We start from the raw sequence: 15247 nt of genomic DNA, 5'->3' as shown, positions 1-15247 counted from the left end.
TGGACCCCGACGCCTGGTCCGGCGTGCACCGCGGCCCGCTGCGGGCCGGCGAGTGGGTGCGGCTGACCGACCAGAAGGGCCGGCGGCACAACTTCGAGCTGGTGCCGGGCAAGCGGTTCTTCTCCAACCGCGGCCACTTCGACCACGACGAGCTGATCGGGCGCGAGGAGGGCTTCACCGTCACCTCCTCGGCCGGTGGCGAGTACCTGGTCTTCCGTCCGCTGCTCTCGGAGTTCGTGGTCTCGATGCCGCGCGGCGCCGCCGTCGTCTACCCGAAGGACGCCGCCCAGATCGTCGCGATGGCCGACATCTTCCCCGGCGCGCACGTCGTCGAGGCCGGCGTCGGATCCGGTGCCCTGACCTGCTCGCTGCTGCGTGCCGTCGGCCCGCACGGCCGGGTCACGTCGTACGAGCGGCGCGAGGAGTTCGCCGACGTCGCCCGGCGCAACGTCACCCAGTTCTTCGGCGGCGACCACCCCGCCTGGGACCTCCGCCTGGGCGACCTCGCCGAGGCGCTGCCGGCCAGCGGCGAGCGGTGCGACCGGATCATCCTGGACATGCTCGCTCCGTGGGAGTGCCTCGACGCCGCCGCCGACGCCCTGCGCCCCGGCGGGATCGTGTGCGCGTACGTCGCGACCACCACCCAGCTGTCCCGGTTCGTCGAGACCGTTCGGGTGCACGGTGGCTTCACCGACCCTCAGCCGTGGGAGTCCATGGTCCGCGACTGGCACGTCGAGGGCCTGGCCGTCCGCCCGGGGCACAAGATGATCGGCCACACCGCCTTCCTGGTCACCGCCCGCCGGATGGCGCCCGGCGCCCGCCCGCCGCTCAAGCGCCGCCGGCCCGCCCCCGGTGCCTACGGCCCCGACTACACCGGCCCCCGGGTGCCCGGCACGGAGCCCGACGAGGGCGCCGAGCAGAGCTGAGCGGGGCCTCGGGCGCCTGCGGTTTGTGACCAAACGGCGGGTTTTCGGGCCCGATCCGTGCCGTTTGTCACCAAACGGCACGCTGGCGACTCCCGCCCGACACCCCCGAATCGGGCCTTCCGTTGTCCCGCGGCGCGGGTAGGGTCGCTGGCACAGGAGGTGGCGCTGATGTCTGACAACGAGTTCGGCATGGACCAGCCCAGCACGGGGGGCCCCGGCCCCGACGAGCTCGCCCGGCAGGTGCGCTTCCTGGAGGCCGAGGTGGCCGACCTTCGTCGGCGGCTCGTTGACGGCCCGGGCGGCTCCCGAGCGGTCGAGTTCAAGCTCGCGGACGCGGAGCGCTCGCTGGCCACGCTCAGTTCCCAGAACGAGCGGCTGGCTCAGACCCTGCGCGACGCCCGCGAGCAGATCCTCAAGCTCAAGGAGGAGGTCGACCGGCTGGCCCAGCCGCCGTCCGGGTTCGGCACCTTCCTCGCGCGCAACGACGACGACTCCGTCGACGTGTTCACCGGTGGCCGCAAGCTCCGGGTCAACGTGAGCCCCAACGTCGAGCTCGCCGACCTGCGGCGCGGCCAGGAGGTGATGCTCAACGAGGCCCTCAACGTCGTCGCGGCGTTCGACTACGAGCAGGTCGGCGAGGTCGTCATGTTCAAGGAGCTGCTCGCCGACGGGGACCGGGTCCTGGTGATCGCGAACGCCGACGAGGAGCGGGTCGTACGCCTGGCCGAGCCGCTGCGCGACGAGACCATCCGCGCCGGCGACAGCCTGCTGCTCGACGCACGCGCGGGCTACGTCTACGAGAAGGTCCCGAAGTCGGAGGTCGAGGAGCTCGTCCTCGAGGAGGTCCCCGACATCGCCTACGAGTCGATCGGCGGGCTCGGCGCCCAGATCGTGCAGATCCAGGACGCCGTCGAGCTGCCGTACCTGCACCCCGAGCTGTTCAAGGAGCACCAGCTCAAGCCGCCCAAGGGGGTGCTGCTCTACGGCCCGCCCGGGTGCGGCAAGACGCTGATCGCCAAGGCCGTCGCGAACTCGCTGGCCAAGAAGGTCGCCACACGGACGGGGGCGGAGGGGAAGTCGTACTTCCTCAACATCAAGGGCCCCGAGCTGCTGAACAAGTACGTCGGCGAGACCGAGCGGCACATCCGGCTGGTGTTCCAGCGGGCCCGGGAGAAGGCCAGCAGCGGTACGCCGGTGATCGTGTTCTTCGACGAGATGGACTCGCTGTTCCGCACCCGCGGCTCCGGCGTCTCCTCGGACGTCGAGAACACCATCGTCCCGCAGCTGCTCAGCGAGATCGACGGCGTCGAGCTCCTCGAGAACGTGCTGGTGATCGGCGCCTCGAACCGGGAGGACATGATCGATCCCGCGATCCTGCGCCCTGGCCGCCTGGACGTGAAGATCAAGATCGAGCGCCCCGACGCGGAGTCGGCGCGCGACATCTTCAGCAAGTACCTCACCCCCGACCTGCCCCTGCACGCCGACGACCTCGCCGAGTTCGGCGGGGACCGCCAGGCCTGCGTGGGCGCGATGATCCGCGCCACGGTGGAGCGGATGTACTCGGAGACCGAGGAGAACCGCTTCCTCGAGGTCACCTACGCCAACGGCGACAAGGAGATCCTGTACTTCAAGGACTTCAACTCCGGCGCGATGCTGCAGAACATCGTGGACCGAGCCAAGAAGATGGCGATCAAGGACTTCCTCGACCACGACCAGCACGGGCTGCGGATCTCGCACCTGCTGCAGGCGTGCGTCGACGAGTTCAAGGAGAACGAGGACCTCCCGAACACCACCAACCCCGACGACTGGGCGCGGATCTCGGGCAAGAAGGGCGAGCGGATCGTCTTCATCCGCACCCTGGTCACCGGCAAGCAGGGCACCGAGCCGGGGCGGTCGATCGACACGGTGGCCAACACCGGGCAGTACCTCTGAGGCTGCGGCCCCCGAGGTCTGTCGTTTGGTGACAAACCGCAGACGCCGGGGTGGTTTGGCTGTCGTTTGTCACCAAACGACAACAGCCGAGCACTCAGCTACCCCAGGACCGCCCGCCCCAGACTCAGATAGCTCCACGGCCGCCCGGCAGCCGGACCAGGCAGATACGACTGGTCCAGCTCGGCGAGGGTCAGACCGGCCGCGGTGAGGAGTGCCGGGGGATCCCGGGTGAGATGGCAGCCGCCGACGACCGTGCGCTGGGTGGGCTCGAGCCGGCGCTGCCAGGCCGCGACCCGCGGCTGGGGAGCGAGGCCGTGCTCGAGGAAGCAGCACGTCCCGCCGGGCCGCAGGACGCGGCGTACCTCGGCCGCCGCGGCGGCCGCGTCGGGGATCGTGCACAGCGTGAACGTGACCAGCACCGCGTCGTACGACGCGGCCCCGGCTGCGAGCCGCTGCCCGTCGGTGCCGGTGCGGCGGATCGGCACGGCGCTCGCGCCGCGGCGTACGGCCGAGCGGGACCATCCGACGTCGGAGGGCTCGACCGCGTCGACGGCCTCGACGGCCGGGGGGAGGCAACCCACGTTCAGGCCACTGCCGAACCCGATCTCGAGCACTCGGCCCCGCAGCCCGGCGCAGGTCCGGCGGCGCAGCTCGGTCACCGGGTCCTGGGCCAGCGTCGCGTCGACCAGGCGAGGCACCACGTGTCGCTCCCACCAACCCATGCGCCGAGGCTACGCGCGGCCTCGCCGTCCCGGCGGTGCTCGACCGACACCGTAGGCTCGAAACATGAGCGTGCGCCGGGTGATGGGGACCGAGGTCGAGTACGGCATCTCGGTCCAGGGGGACCCCCAGGCCAACCCGATCGTGGCCTCCTCCCAGGTGGTCAACGCCTACGCCTCCGCGACCGTGCGCGCCCGCCGGGCCCGGTGGGACTTCGAGGAGGAGTCGCCGCTGCGCGACGCGCGCGGGTTCGACATGTCGCGGCAGGTGGCCGACGCCGGGCAGCTGACCGACGAGGACCTCGGGCTCGCGAACGTGATCCTCACCAACGGCGCGCGGCTCTACGTCGACCACGCCCACCCGGAGTACTCCAGCCCGGAGACCACCAACCCGCTGGACGTCGTGCGGTGGGACAAGGCGGGGGAGCTGGTGATGCTCGACGCGCAGCGCCGGGCCGCCCAGCTGCCCGGCGGCAGCGCGATCGCCCTGTACAAGAACAACACCGACAACAAGGGCGCCTCCTACGGCGCCCACGAGAACTACCTGATGCGCCGCTCCACGCCGTTCGGCCAGATCGTCCGGCACCTCACGCCGTTCTTCGTCAGCCGCCAGGTCGTCGCCGGCTCCGGCCGGGTCGGCATCGGCCAGGACGGCCGGAAGGCGGGCTTCCAGATCAGCCAGCGCGCCGACTACTTCGAGGTGGAGGTCGGCCTCGAGACCACCCTGAAGCGGCCGATCATCAACACCCGCGACGAGCCGCACGCGGACGCCGAGAAGTACCGCCGCCTGCACGTGATCATCGGTGACGCCAACCTCGCCGAGATCTCGACGTACCTCAAGGTCGGCACCACCGCGCTGGTGCTGGCGATGATCGAGGACCGGTTCATCACCGTGGACCTCGGCCTGGAGGCACCGGTCGCCGCACTGCGGGCGATCTCCCACGACCCCACCCTCAAGCGGACCGTCGCGCTGCGCGACGGTCGCCGGCTCACCGCGGTCCAGCTCCAGCTGGAGTACCTGGACCTGGCGAAGAAGTACGTCGAGGACCGGTACGGCGCCGACGCCGACGCCCAGACCGTCGACGTGCTGGCCAGGTGGGAGTCGGTGCTCGACCGCCTCGAGCGCGACCCGATGTCGCTCTCCCGGGAGCTGGACTGGGTCGCCAAGCTGAACCTGCTCGAGCAGTACCGCCAGCGCGACGGCCTGGACTGGGACGCGGCCAAGCTGCAGCTGATCGACGTGCAGTACTCCGACATCCGCCCCGAGAAGGGCCTCTACCAGCGGCTGGTCGCCGGCGGCCGGATCGAGCGGCTGCTCGATGAGGGGTCGGTGGTGGCGGCCATGCACGACCCGCCGGAGGACACCCGGGCCTACTTCCGCGGTCGGTGCCTGGAGAAGTACGCCGAGCACGTCGCTGCGGCGTCCTGGGACTCCGTCATCTTCGACCTCCCGGGCCGGGAATCGCTGCAGCGGGTGCCCACGGCCGACCCGCTGCGTGGCAGTCGGGCGCACGTGGGTGCGCTGCTGGACCGGTGCGCGACCGCAGAGGAGCTCTTCGCCGCACTCACGCGCTGAGCCTGCTCCCGGTTCGCACACCGAGTGGATAGGGTCGATGCATGGCACAGGAGCAGAAGCAGCCGCGGAAGTCCTCTGAGGCCGACGAGGCCACCGAGACGGCGCCGGAGAGCGACGTCGCGGAGCGCAAGGAGGCCATCGACAGCGATGTCGACGGCCTGCTCGACGAGATCGACGACGTGCTGGAGTCCAACGCCGAGGACTTCGTGAAGTCCTTCATCCAGAAGGGCGGGGAGTGACCGCGTGAGCGACCCCCGCCTGCCCGCGGCGTACCTGCAGCCCGGCGTCTCCTCGTTCACCGACTTCCTCGCCGTCCAGGCTCCCGACCTGCTTCCGGGCCGCCGCTCGCTGCCCGCCGGGCAGGGCGACGGCCTGGCCCCGCACGGCACCACGATCGTGGCCGCGACGTTCCCCGGGGGCGTCGTGCTGGCCGGGGACCGGCGGGCGACGATGGGCAACATCATCGCCCAGCGCGACATCCAGAAGGTCTTCGCGACCGATGAGTTCACAGCGGTCGGCATCGCCGGCACCGCGGGGCTCGCGGTCGAGCTGGTCCGGCTCTTCCAGGTCGAGCTCGAGCACTACGAGAAGATCGAGGGAACGGTGCTGTCCCTGGACGGCAAGGCCAACCGGCTCTCGGCGCTGATCCGCGGCAACCTCGGCATGGCGATGCAGGGGCTGGCGGTCGTGCCGCTGCTGGCCGGCTACGACCTGGCCACGGCGCGCGGACGGATCTTCAGCTACGACGTGACCGGCGGACGCTACGAGGAGACCGGGTTCCACTCGGTCGGCTCGGGGTCGCTGTTCGCCCGGGGCTCGCTGAAGAAGCTCTACCGCGAGGACCTCACCGAGGCCGACGCGGTGATGGTGGTCGTCCAGGCGCTCTACGACGCCGCCGAGGACGACTCCGCGACCGGCGGGCCGGACGTGGCGCGTCGGATCTTCCCGGTGATCCAGGTGGTCACCGCCGAGGGCGGCCGCCGGCTCCCCGACGACGAGGTGGCCGCGGTGGCCGACCGGATGATCGCCGCCCGGATGAGCCTGCCCAACGGACCGGTCGCCGAGCTGCCCGGAGGTGACCAGCGATGAGCATGCCGTTCTACGTCTCGCCCGAGCAGCTGATGAAGGACCGCGCTGACTTCGCGCGCAAGGGCATCGCCCGCGGCCGCTCGGTGGTCGCCGTGCAGTACGCCGACGGCATCCTGTTCGCGTCCGAGAACCCGTCCCAGGCGCTGCACAAGGTCTCCGAGATCTACGACCGGATCGCGTTCGCCGCGGTCGGCCGCTACAACGAGTTCGAGAACCTCCGCATCGCCGGGGTCCGGCTCGCCGACATGCGCGGCTACGCCTATGACCGCCGCGACGTCAGTGGCCGCGCGCTGGCCAACGCCTATGCGCAGACGCTGGGCACCATCTTCTCCAGCGGCGGCGAGAAGCCCTACGAGGTGGAGCTCTTCGTCGCCGAGATCGCCGACGACGCCGCCGAGGACCAGCTCTACCGGCTCACCTACGACGGTCAGGTGGCCGACGAGCACGGGTACGCCGTGATGGGCGGCGCCGCGGAGTCCGTCGCGGGATACCTGCGCGAGCGCTACACGGCCGGGGCCCCCCTCGCCGAGGCCCTGCGCCTCGCCGTCGCCGCCCTGGGCCACAACGAGACCGAGGACCGGGTGATCCCGGTCGAGGACCTCGAGGTGGCGGTCCTCGACCGCACCCGTAGCCAGCCCCGCAAGTTCCTCCGGCTCGGTCCGGCGCGGCTCGCCCCGCTCCTCGCCGAGCGGGCCACCGGCCCCGGCTCGGGCTCGGGCGATGCCGAGGCCGGTGCCGGTCACGCCGCCGACCCCGTTGAGGCCCAGGATCCCGAGCCTCCCGTCGCCCCGCCGTTGAGCTGAGGTCTGGAGCGGTTGCTCACCGTTTGGTGACAATCGGCAGGCTCGCGGCCGGTTCGGCTGTCGTTTGTCACCAAACGGCATGTACCACTGCTGTCGACGGCTTCCTCCACAGCTGCGTTACGCACGGTTTCGCACCCCCGGGAGACGACGCAGGATCTCGGCATGCCGACCATCCGCCACGACGAGCCGATCCGAGGTCAGGTGCGCCTGGTCGGCTACCGCAGGGTGAGCCACGGGCTGTACCTGGCGGACCGCGGCTTGGCCGAGGAGGACGAGTTCCTCCGGGACTTGCGGGCCTGGCAGACGGTCCTGCCTGACGGAGCCGTCTTCAGCCACGTCACGGCTGCGCGGCTGCGTGGGTGGGCCACCCCGGCGCTGCCGGAGCAGGTGCCGGTCTTCGCCGCGGTCGAGGGCGACCGGTGCGTGCCGCGCCGGTTGGGCCTGGTGTGCTCCCGGCTGATCCGCGCGTCGGCGCCCGAGCAGCGTCGAGGGCTCCCCGTCGACTCCACTTGCGAGATCCTGCTGCGGGCGGCGCGCGACCTGGGGACGCTCGACCTGGTGATCATGATCGACAGCGCTCTGGCCTGCGGTGATCTGGATCCCCGCGCCATGTCGGAGATCCTCGCCAGTGGACGGCCCGGGGTTCGGATGCTCCGCGGCGCGTGGGAGCTCTCGTCCGCTCGCTGCGAATCAGCGGGGGAGTCGATGCTGCGGGTCTTCCACGAGGTCATGGGGATTGCCGTACAACCTCAGGTCACGCTGCACGACACCCACGGGCGGGTCATCGGACGCGCCGACCTGCTCGTCACCGGGACCCACGTCGTGCACGAGTACGACGGTGCCGGCCATCGTGATCAGGCCCAGCACCGCGCGGACCTCCGCCGTGAGCGAGCCTGGGTCGGTACGCCGTACCAGCGCCGCGGCTTCGTGCTCGACGACCTGCTGAACCATCCCGGCGTGGTTATGCACGAGCTGGACCGCTGGCTCGGCCGCCCCCACGACCTGCGCCGGCTGCAGCGGTGGCGCCGGCTCGTCGACAACTCGCTGTACCGGGAGCCGGGCCGCCAGCGGGTCCTGAACCGGTGGCGCCGGGCCATGGGGTTCGACGATTGGGGGAGAACTGCATCGCCAGCGGCCGGATCGCCGCGGTTTGTCACCAAACCGCAACCCCGACCACCCCGCGCCGACGAACGCCGGGGATTCCTCCCGCACGGGCCGTAGTGTTTGTTCATGGACCGTCGGATCTTCGGGATCGAGAACGAGTACGGCGTCACGTGCACGTTCAAGGGCCAGCGCCGCCTCAGCCCCGACGAGGTGGCGCGCTACCTGTTCCGCAAGGTGGTCAGCTGGGGACGCAGCAGCAACGTGTTCCTGCGCAACGGCGCCCGGCTCTACCTCGACGTGGGCAGCCATCCCGAGTACGCCACGCCCGAGTGCGACGACATCGTCGAGCTGGTCACCCACGACAAGGCGGGGGAGCGGGTCCTGGAGGGGCTGCTCCAGGACGCCGAGCAGCGGCTCCACGACGAGGGCATCGCCGGGGAGATCTACCTGTTCAAGAACAACACCGACTCGGCCGGCAACTCCTACGGCTGCCACGAGAACTACCTGGTCGGGCGGGCGGGGGAGTTCAGCCGGCTCGCCGACATCCTGATCCCGTTCCTGGTGACCCGCCAGATGGTGGTGGGGGCCGGGAAGATCACCCAGACCCCGCGGGGCGCGGCGTTCAGCGTGAGCCAGCGCGCCGAGCACATCTGGGAGGGCGTGAGCAGCGCGACCACGCGCAGCCGGCCGATCATCAACACCCGCGACGAGCCGCACGCGGACGCCGAGAAGTACCGCCGACTGCACGTGATCGTCGGCGACTCGAACATGAGCGAGACGACCACGCTGCTCAAGGTCGCCAGCTGCGACCTGGTGCTGCGGATGATCGAGGAGGGCGTGGTGATGCGCGACCTCACGATGGAGAACCCGATCCGGGCGATCCGGGAGATCAGCCACGACGTCAGCGGTCGCCGCCGGATCCGGCTGGCCAACGGCCGCGAGGCCAGCGCCCTGGAGATCCAGGCGGAGTACCTCGGCAAGGCCCGCGACTTCGTGGACCGGCGCGGCATCAGCACCCCGGTCATCGAGCAGGCGCTGGACCTGTGGGAGCGGGGCCTGAAGGCGATCGAGTCCGACGACCTGGGCCTGGTCGACCGCGAGATCGACTGGGTGATCAAGTGGAAGCTGATCGAGGCCTACCGCGCCAAGCACGGGCTGTCGCTGGGCCACCCGCGCGTCGCCCAGCTCGACCTCGCCTACCATGACATCCACCGCGGCCGGGGCCTCTACTACCTGCTGGAGAAGCGCGGCCTGGTGGCACGGGCGACCAGCGACCTGCGGATCTTCGAGGCCAAGTCGGTGCCACCCCAGACCACCCGGGCCCGGCTGCGCGGCGAGTTCATCCGCCGGGCCCAGGAGCGGCGCCGGGACTTCACGGTCGACTGGGTGCACCTCAAGCTCAACGACCAGGCCCAGCGCACGGTCTTGTGCAAGGACCCGTTCCGGGCCCACGACGAGCGGGTGCAGCGCCTGGTCGACGGCATGTGAGTCCTCCAAGAGTCCGGTGAGAGTCCCGAGAGTCCCGAGAGTCACTGAGGGACCTCTCAGGTCCGGCGGTTAGGGTTCTCGACGAATCGTTGTCGCCAAGACCTGCAAAGGCTGGATCCGTGCTTCGTCGTTCCCGTCGGCCCGTGGCCGTCCTGCTCCCTGCGCTCCTCCTCGGTCTGACTGCCTGCGGCGGCGATGACGGCGAGGACGACGAGGGCGTCTCGCGCCTGGACGCGGTGAGCATCAGCGGCGACCCCGGCACGGCTCCCGAGGTGTCCTGGAAGGACCGGATGAGCGCCGGCAAGGTCGAGGTCGAGGTGCTCGTCGAGGGTGACGGCCCGGAGGTCAAGACCGGCGAGGACGTCCAGGCCAACATCTGGGTCGGCAACGGCTACAGCCAGCAGGAGACCTGGAGCACGTACGCCGAGGGCGGCGCCCAGTCGCTGACCGTGGACGAGGAGCAGCTCGCGCCGGTCTTCGTGGAGGCGCTCGAGGGTCACCCCCGCGGCTCCCGGGTCGCCGTCACCGCCTCGGCCGAGGAGGCCTTCGGCGAGACCGGCAACCCGGGCCTCGGCATCGGCAACAAGGACGCCGTCCTGCTCGTGGTCGACATCGCCGACCAGGCCCTCGCCGCGCCGCAGGGCGCCAAGCAGAAGGCCCCGGCCTGGGCGCCGAAGATCACCACGAACCGCAAGGGCCTGGTCTCCGGCCTCGACTTCGCGGGGACCCCCGAGCCCAGCGACAAGCTACGCACGGCGTACCTCGTCAAGGGCGAGGGCGCCAAGGTCGCCAAGGGTCAGTCGGTCACCGTCGACTACCTCGGCCAGGTGTACGGCGCGAAGAAGCCCTTCGACCAGAGCTACGGCAAGAAGCCGATGACGACCCAGATCGGCGTCGGCGCCGTGGTCCCGGGCTGGGACCAGGGCCTGGTCGGCGTTCCGGTCGGCAGCCGGGTGCTGCTGGCGATCCCGCCGAAGCTCGGGTACGGCGAGAAGGGCCAGAAGGACGCCGGCATCAAGGGCACCGACACGCTGTACTTCGTCGTCGACGTGCTCGGCGCGATCTGATCCGTCCGCGACAATGGTCGCGGCCACCGGCGCCGACGAAGGAGCAAGATGAGCGTGCGCAAGAGTGAGCGGCTGCTCAACCTGCTCATCATGCTGCTGGTGCAGCGCACCTACGTCAGCAAGGCCCGGATCCGCTCGATCCTCTATCCCGGCGCCAACGACGAGGCGTTCGAGAAGATGTTCGAGCGCGACAAGGAGGAGCTGCGCAGCCTCGGCGTCCCGATCGAGGTCGGCAGCATCGACCCGCTGTTCGAGGACGAGCCCGGCTACCGGATCCCCGCCGACGAGTTCGCGCTGCCGGCGATCGACCTGCTCCCCGACGAGGCAGCGGTCGTCGGCCTCGCGACCCGGGTCTGGCAGCACGCCCGGCTGGCCGAGGCGACCACCGAGGCGGTCCGCAAGCTGACCGCGCTCGGCGTGGACGTCGACGTCTCCGCGCTCGACATCGTCGAGCCCCGGCTCTCCGCCGACGAGCCGTCCTTCGACGTCTTCTGGGAGGCCACCCAGGAGCGCACCCCCGTCGCCTTCGACTACGCCCGCCCCGGCCAGGACCAGGTCGCGACCCGGCACCTCCAGCCCTGGGGCGTGGTCCGGTACGCCGGGCGCTGGTACGTCGTGGGCCACGACACCGACCGCGGCGAGGAGCGGGTCTTCCGGCTCTCCCGGGTGCAGGGGCAGGCCCGCAAGACCGGCCGCCCCGGCTCCTACGAGGTCCCGGCCGGCACCGACATCCGCGAGGTCGCGCGGCGTCTCGCCCCGGCGCCGGTGACCGAGGAGGTCGTCCTCCTGGTCCGGGCCGGCGCCGGCCACCTGCTGCGGCGCGGGGCGACGGCAGTGCAGCCGGGCGTCCCCGGCCCCGACGACCGGACCGCCTGGGACCGGCTCACGCTGACCCGCGGCGCGCTCGGTCTCGCCGACGAGATCCTCGGGCACGGACCGGACGTGTACGTCGAGTCGCCGCCGGCGCTGCGCGAGGCCGTGGTCGCGCGGCTGGCAGCGGCCGTGGGGGAGTCCGCATGAGCGCGCGCCAGACGGCCTCGGCTGGGGCCAAGGAGCAGGTGGCCCGCCTGCTGACCCTGGTGCCGTACCTGCACGCCCGCGGCGGCGTCCGCCTCGAGGACGCCGGCCGCGACCTCGGCGTCGCCCCGCAGCAGCTGCTCAAGGACCTCAAGGTGCTGCTCATGTGCGGGCTGCCGGGCGGCTACCCCGACGACCTCATCGACGTCGACCTCGATGCGCTCGAGGACCCCGAGGGCGACGGCGTCATCAGGGTCTCGAACGCGGACTACCTCGCGCGGCCGCTGCGCCTCACACCCACCGAGGCGACCGCGGTGATCGTGGCGCTACGAGCCCTGCGCAACGGCGCCGGCGCGGACACCCGCGAGGTCGTCGACCGGGCGCTGGCCAAGCTCGAGGCCGCCGCCGCCGAGGGCGCCCCGCAGATCGACCCCGGCCAGGACGCCGTCGACGCCGACCTCGCCCTGCTCGCCACCCGGCTCCAGGACGCGGCGGACCGGCACCGGCAGGTCCGGCTGAGCTACTACGTGCCCTCGCGCGACGAGGAGTCCGACCGCGTGGTCGACCCGCGCGGCGTCGTCACCGCCCACGGGTTCGACTACCTCGACGCCTGGTGCCACGTCGCGGAGGCGCCCCGGCTCTTCCGGCTGGACCGGATCTCGGTCGCCGAGGTGCTCGACACGCCGATCGTCTCGGCCCCCGAGCCGCCCCGGGACCTCGCGGACGGGCTGTTCGCCCGGTCCTCCGACACCACCCGGGTCACGCTGCGGCTGGCCCCGGAGGCGCGCTGGGTCACCGAGTACTACCCGGTCGAGGAGGTCCGAGCGCAGAGCGACGGGAGCCTCGAGGTGGACCTGCTCGTCGCCGACGAGCAGTGGCTGACCCGGCTGCTGCTGCGGCTCGCTCCGCACGCCACCGTCGTCGACCCGCCGCAGTACGCCGAGTCCTACCGGGCGGCGGCGCGGGACGCCCTGCGCCTCTACCGCCACAGCGACGTAGGATGAGCCACGACATATCCCTGCCAGTGAGGACACCATGATCACCCCACTTGTCGCCGGACTGGGCCCGACCGAGCTGCTCATCATCCTGGCCGTCCTGGTGCTCCTCTTCGGCGCCACGAAACTTCCCGAGCTCGCCCGCGGCAGCGGCCGCGCGCTGCGCATCTTCAAGGCCGAGACCAAGGGCCTGATGGACGACGACAAGGACGAGACGGACCCCGACCGGTCGGCTCCCCGGGCGCGCCCCGTCGAGCCCCGTGAGCTGAGCGCCCGCCAGGCCGAGCTCGACGCCGAGGCCGAGCGCCAGCGGCGCGGCGACACGACTGCCTGACCAGGTTGGTCTCCCTGAAGGGGGTCCGGGATCTCTTCACCGGACGTCCGCACCACCCGGTCGGGCCCGATGGCCGCATGGCCCTCTCCGACCACCTGCGGGAGCTGCGGGCCCGGCTGGTCAAGGCGGCCCTCGTACTCGTGGTCGCCTTCGTCGTCGCCCTGTTCTTCTACGACTTCCTGCTCGACCTGATCCTGCGCCCGTACAACGACGCCAAGCAGGCGCTGCCGGAGTCGGTCGACACCAAGGCCTACATCGCCAGCGCCGGCGGTCCGCTGCTGCTGCAGCTGAAGCTGTGCGGGGTCGCGGCGATCGTCGCGTCCAGCCCGTTCTGGCTCTACCAGATCTGGGCCTTCCTGGTCCCCGGCCTGCACGCCCACGAGAAGCGCTGGACCCGGGTCTTCATCGCGGTCGCCGGGCCGCTGTTCTTCCTCGGGGTCGCGACGGCGTACTACGTCCTCCCCAAGGGCCTCGAGGTGCTGATCGGGTTCACCCCGGACGGGCTGGAGAACCTCGTCGAGTTCGGCGAGTACTTCAGCTTCTTCGTCCGGATGCTGCTGATCTTCGGCATCGCCTTCGAGATCCCGCTGTTCGTGATCCTGCTGAACCTCGCCGGGGTGGTCTCGGGCAAGGCGCTGGGGCGCTACCGCCCCTGGATCATCATCGGCACCTTCGTCTTCGCCGCCGTGGCGACGCCGTCCACGGACCCGTTCTCGATGCTGATGCTCGCGATCCCGATGCTGTTCCTCTTCGTGGTCGCCGAGGTCGTGGCCCGCTCGGTCGACCGCGCCCGCGGTCGGGGGCGCGGCACCGAGCAGTGGTCCGACGACGAGCTCTCGCCGATCTGATGGCCGAGCTGATGACCGAACCGACTCCCACGACGAGCACCGATCTGACCGAGCTCGATCCGTTCGACCTGCCGGAGTGGCTGGGGGTCGCCGAGGTGACCTGGACCGCGGAGTCCGGGGTCCGCACCGGTCACCACGTCCGCGGCGAGCTGGCGGCCGACGGCTTCGCGCCGCTGCCCTGCGACCTCCTCGCCGTCGACGAGGCCTGCCCGGTGCCGGTGGCCGACGACGGCGTCCGGGTCAGCGCCCACCACGCCTGGCAGCGCGGCGAGGTGCACGTGGTCGACAGTGCGGGCCGGCTCACGCTGGCGGTGCCCGGCACCCGGTTCAGCGCCGACCTGGCCCTGGACGCCCTGGGTCGACTGGCCCGGGCGGTGGGCGCCTCGCCGGATCGGTACGCCGCGCGGCTGCGGATCGGCACCGATCGGGGCCGGAGGCCCTAGTCTCCGGGGGTGGCCAGCACCTGTGACCCCCGCAAGCTGCGGGACATCGCCCTGATCACCAACCCCACTGCCGGGAAGGGCCGGGGCCAACGGGCCCGGGGCCTCGCGCTCACCCGGCTGCGGGACGCCGGGATCCGGGTCCGCGACCTCGTCGGGCGCGACGCGGACGAGTCCCTCGACCAGGCGCACGCCGCTGCGGCCGACGGGGTGGACGCGGTCGTCGTCGCCGGCGGCGACGGCATGGTGCACCTCGCGCTGCAGGCGCTGGCCGGGACCGGCGTACCGCTGGGCATCGTCCCGGCCGGCACCGGCAACGACACCGCCCGGCTGCTGGACCTGCCCCGCAAGGACCCGCTGGCGGCCCTGGAGCGGATCCTGGCCGGCCGGACCCGGAGCATCGACCTGGCGCGCAGCGGGGCGACGTACTACGCCACGGTGCTGTGCGCCGGCTTCGACGCCGCCTGCGCCGAGCGCGCGAACCGGATGACCTGGCCGAAGGGCCAGATGCGCTACAACCTGGCCACCGTGGCCGAGCTGCGCACCTTCCGGCCGCTGCCCTACGTGCTCGACCTCGACGGCAAGTCGCTGCGCACCGACGCGATGCTGGTCGCCGTCGGCAACGGCCCCTCGTTCGGCGGCGGGCTGCGGATCGCCGAGGGCGCCCAGATCGACGACGGGCTGCTCGACGTGGTCGTGATCAAGCCGATCAGCAAGCTGGAGCTGGTGCGCACCTATCCCAAGCTGTTCAAGGGCACCCACACCGAGCACCCCCAGTACGAGCGGCACCGGGTCCGCACCGTGACCATCGCCGCCCCCGGCGTCGTGACCTACGCCGACGGGGAGCGGTTCGGCCCGCTGCCGCTCACCGTCGAGTGCGCACCGGGGGCGCTGACGGTGCTCGGTTAG

16 protein-coding genes are annotated in these 15247 nt (G+C 71.6%); 15 read left to right on the top strand and 1 reads right to left on the bottom strand.

All coding sequences use genetic code 11. The features are described 5' to 3' along the window. The first annotated feature begins 23 nt into the window (after positions 1-23). Positions 24-926 (top strand): tRNA (adenine-N1)-methyltransferase, encoded by a 903-nt coding sequence (locus EBO35_RS09905; protein ID WP_122819591.1) that lies wholly within the window; start codon positions 24-26, stop codon positions 924-926. Between the two features lie 168 nt (positions 927-1094). Further along, positions 1095-2858, top strand: a complete 1764-nt coding sequence (gene arc / locus EBO35_RS09900) for a proteasome ATPase (RefSeq protein ID WP_122819589.1) — start codon at positions 1095-1097, stop codon at positions 2856-2858. 98 nt (positions 2859-2956) lie between these two features. Here arc and EBO35_RS09895 read toward each other — a convergent pair whose 3' ends face one another. Next, positions 2957-3580, bottom strand: a complete 624-nt coding sequence (locus tag EBO35_RS09895) for a class I SAM-dependent methyltransferase (protein ID WP_122817565.1) — start codon at positions 3578-3580, stop codon at positions 2957-2959. A gap of 64 nt (positions 3581-3644) precedes the next feature. On the opposite strand from EBO35_RS09895, the gene dop reads away from it, so the two are divergent. The 13 genes from dop (at position 3645) to EBO35_RS09830 (ending at position 15247) form a co-directional block, all read left to right on the top strand. Next, entirely contained in the window at positions 3645-5153 is a 1509-nt protein-coding gene (gene dop, locus EBO35_RS09890) for a depupylase/deamidase Dop (protein ID WP_122817564.1), read from the top strand. Between the two features lie 41 nt (positions 5154-5194). Continuing rightward, the gene (locus EBO35_RS09885) at positions 5195-5392 is read left to right on the top strand and encodes a ubiquitin-like protein Pup (protein WP_122817563.1); all 198 of its coding nucleotides are present in this window, start codon (positions 5195-5197) and stop codon (positions 5390-5392) included. Positions 5393-5396: 4 nt separating this feature from the next. Then, entirely contained in the window at positions 5397-6242 is an 846-nt protein-coding gene (gene prcB, locus EBO35_RS09880) for a proteasome subunit beta (RefSeq protein WP_122817562.1), read from the top strand. Continuing rightward, positions 6239-7045 (top strand): proteasome subunit alpha, encoded by an 807-nt coding sequence (gene prcA / locus EBO35_RS09875; RefSeq protein ID WP_122817561.1) that lies wholly within the window; start codon positions 6239-6241, stop codon positions 7043-7045. The genes prcB and prcA overlap by 4 nt, the downstream gene beginning before the upstream one ends. Before the next feature lie 162 nt (positions 7046-7207). Further along, positions 7208-8266, top strand: a complete 1059-nt coding sequence (locus EBO35_RS09870; RefSeq protein ID WP_122817560.1) for a hypothetical protein — start codon at positions 7208-7210, stop codon at positions 8264-8266. A gap of 9 nt (positions 8267-8275) precedes the next feature. After that, the gene (pafA, locus tag EBO35_RS09865; protein ID WP_122817559.1) at positions 8276-9637 is read left to right on the top strand and encodes a Pup--protein ligase; all 1362 of its coding nucleotides are present in this window, start codon (positions 8276-8278) and stop codon (positions 9635-9637) included. Positions 9638-9780: 143 nt separating this feature from the next. Continuing rightward, entirely contained in the window at positions 9781-10704 is a 924-nt protein-coding gene (locus EBO35_RS09860; protein WP_122817558.1) for an FKBP-type peptidyl-prolyl cis-trans isomerase, read from the top strand. A 48-nt stretch (positions 10705-10752) separates the two neighbouring features. Continuing rightward, a complete protein-coding gene (locus EBO35_RS09855; RefSeq protein WP_122817557.1) occupies positions 10753-11724 on the top strand; it encodes a helix-turn-helix transcriptional regulator in 972 nt (323 codons plus the stop codon). Beyond that, positions 11721-12725 carry a helix-turn-helix transcriptional regulator gene (locus EBO35_RS09850; RefSeq protein WP_122817556.1) on the top strand — a complete coding sequence of 335 codons (1005 nt, stop codon included), beginning with the start codon at positions 11721-11723 and terminating at the stop codon, positions 12723-12725. Before EBO35_RS09855 ends, EBO35_RS09850 begins: the two co-directional genes overlap by 4 nt. Positions 12726-12756: 31 nt before the next feature. Next, on the top strand, positions 12757-13050 hold the full coding sequence (gene tatA / locus EBO35_RS09845; RefSeq protein WP_122817555.1) for a Sec-independent protein translocase subunit TatA: 294 nt from the start codon (positions 12757-12759) through the stop codon (positions 13048-13050). A 77-nt stretch (positions 13051-13127) separates the two neighbouring features. Continuing rightward, entirely contained in the window at positions 13128-13898 is a 771-nt protein-coding gene (gene tatC, locus EBO35_RS09840; RefSeq protein ID WP_122817554.1) for a twin-arginine translocase subunit TatC, read from the top strand. Positions 13899-13909: 11 nt separating this feature from the next. Then, positions 13910-14341 carry a hypothetical protein gene (locus EBO35_RS09835; RefSeq protein ID WP_164477896.1) on the top strand — a complete coding sequence of 144 codons (432 nt, stop codon included), beginning with the start codon at positions 13910-13912 and terminating at the stop codon, positions 14339-14341. Positions 14342-14350: 9 nt separating this feature from the next. Further along, positions 14351-15247 carry a diacylglycerol kinase gene (locus EBO35_RS09830; protein ID WP_241153633.1) on the top strand — a complete coding sequence of 299 codons (897 nt, stop codon included), beginning with the start codon at positions 14351-14353 and terminating at the stop codon, positions 15245-15247.

Origin of the sequence: Nocardioides pantholopis (assembly GCF_003710085.1) — a bacterium.
In the GTDB taxonomy this organism is placed as follows: domain Bacteria; phylum Actinomycetota; class Actinomycetes; order Propionibacteriales; family Nocardioidaceae; genus Nocardioides; species Nocardioides pantholopis.
This window is presented reverse-complemented; position numbering and strand designations above follow the sequence as displayed.

Coding starts and splice junctions, on each gene's coding strand:
- arc (WP_122819589.1), top strand. CDS start 1,095: ATGTCTGACAACGAGTTCGGCATGGACCAGCCCAGCACGGGGGGCCCC.
- EBO35_RS09895 (WP_122817565.1), bottom strand. CDS start 3,580: ATGGGTTGGTGGGAGCGACACGTGGTGCCTCGCCTGGTCGACGCGACG.
- dop (WP_122817564.1), top strand. CDS start 3,645: ATGAGCGTGCGCCGGGTGATGGGGACCGAGGTCGAGTACGGCATCTCG.
- EBO35_RS09885 (WP_122817563.1), top strand. CDS start 5,195: ATGGCACAGGAGCAGAAGCAGCCGCGGAAGTCCTCTGAGGCCGACGAG.
- prcA (WP_122817561.1), top strand. CDS start 6,239: ATGAGCATGCCGTTCTACGTCTCGCCCGAGCAGCTGATGAAGGACCGC.
- EBO35_RS09870 (WP_122817560.1), top strand. CDS start 7,208: ATGCCGACCATCCGCCACGACGAGCCGATCCGAGGTCAGGTGCGCCTG.
- pafA (WP_122817559.1), top strand. CDS start 8,276: ATGGACCGTCGGATCTTCGGGATCGAGAACGAGTACGGCGTCACGTGC.
- EBO35_RS09855 (WP_122817557.1), top strand. CDS start 10,753: ATGAGCGTGCGCAAGAGTGAGCGGCTGCTCAACCTGCTCATCATGCTG.
- EBO35_RS09850 (WP_122817556.1), top strand. CDS start 11,721: ATGAGCGCGCGCCAGACGGCCTCGGCTGGGGCCAAGGAGCAGGTGGCC.
- tatA (WP_122817555.1), top strand. CDS start 12,757: ATGATCACCCCACTTGTCGCCGGACTGGGCCCGACCGAGCTGCTCATC.
- tatC (WP_122817554.1), top strand. CDS start 13,128: ATGGCCCTCTCCGACCACCTGCGGGAGCTGCGGGCCCGGCTGGTCAAG.
- EBO35_RS09835 (WP_164477896.1), top strand. CDS start 13,910: ATGACCGAACCGACTCCCACGACGAGCACCGATCTGACCGAGCTCGAT.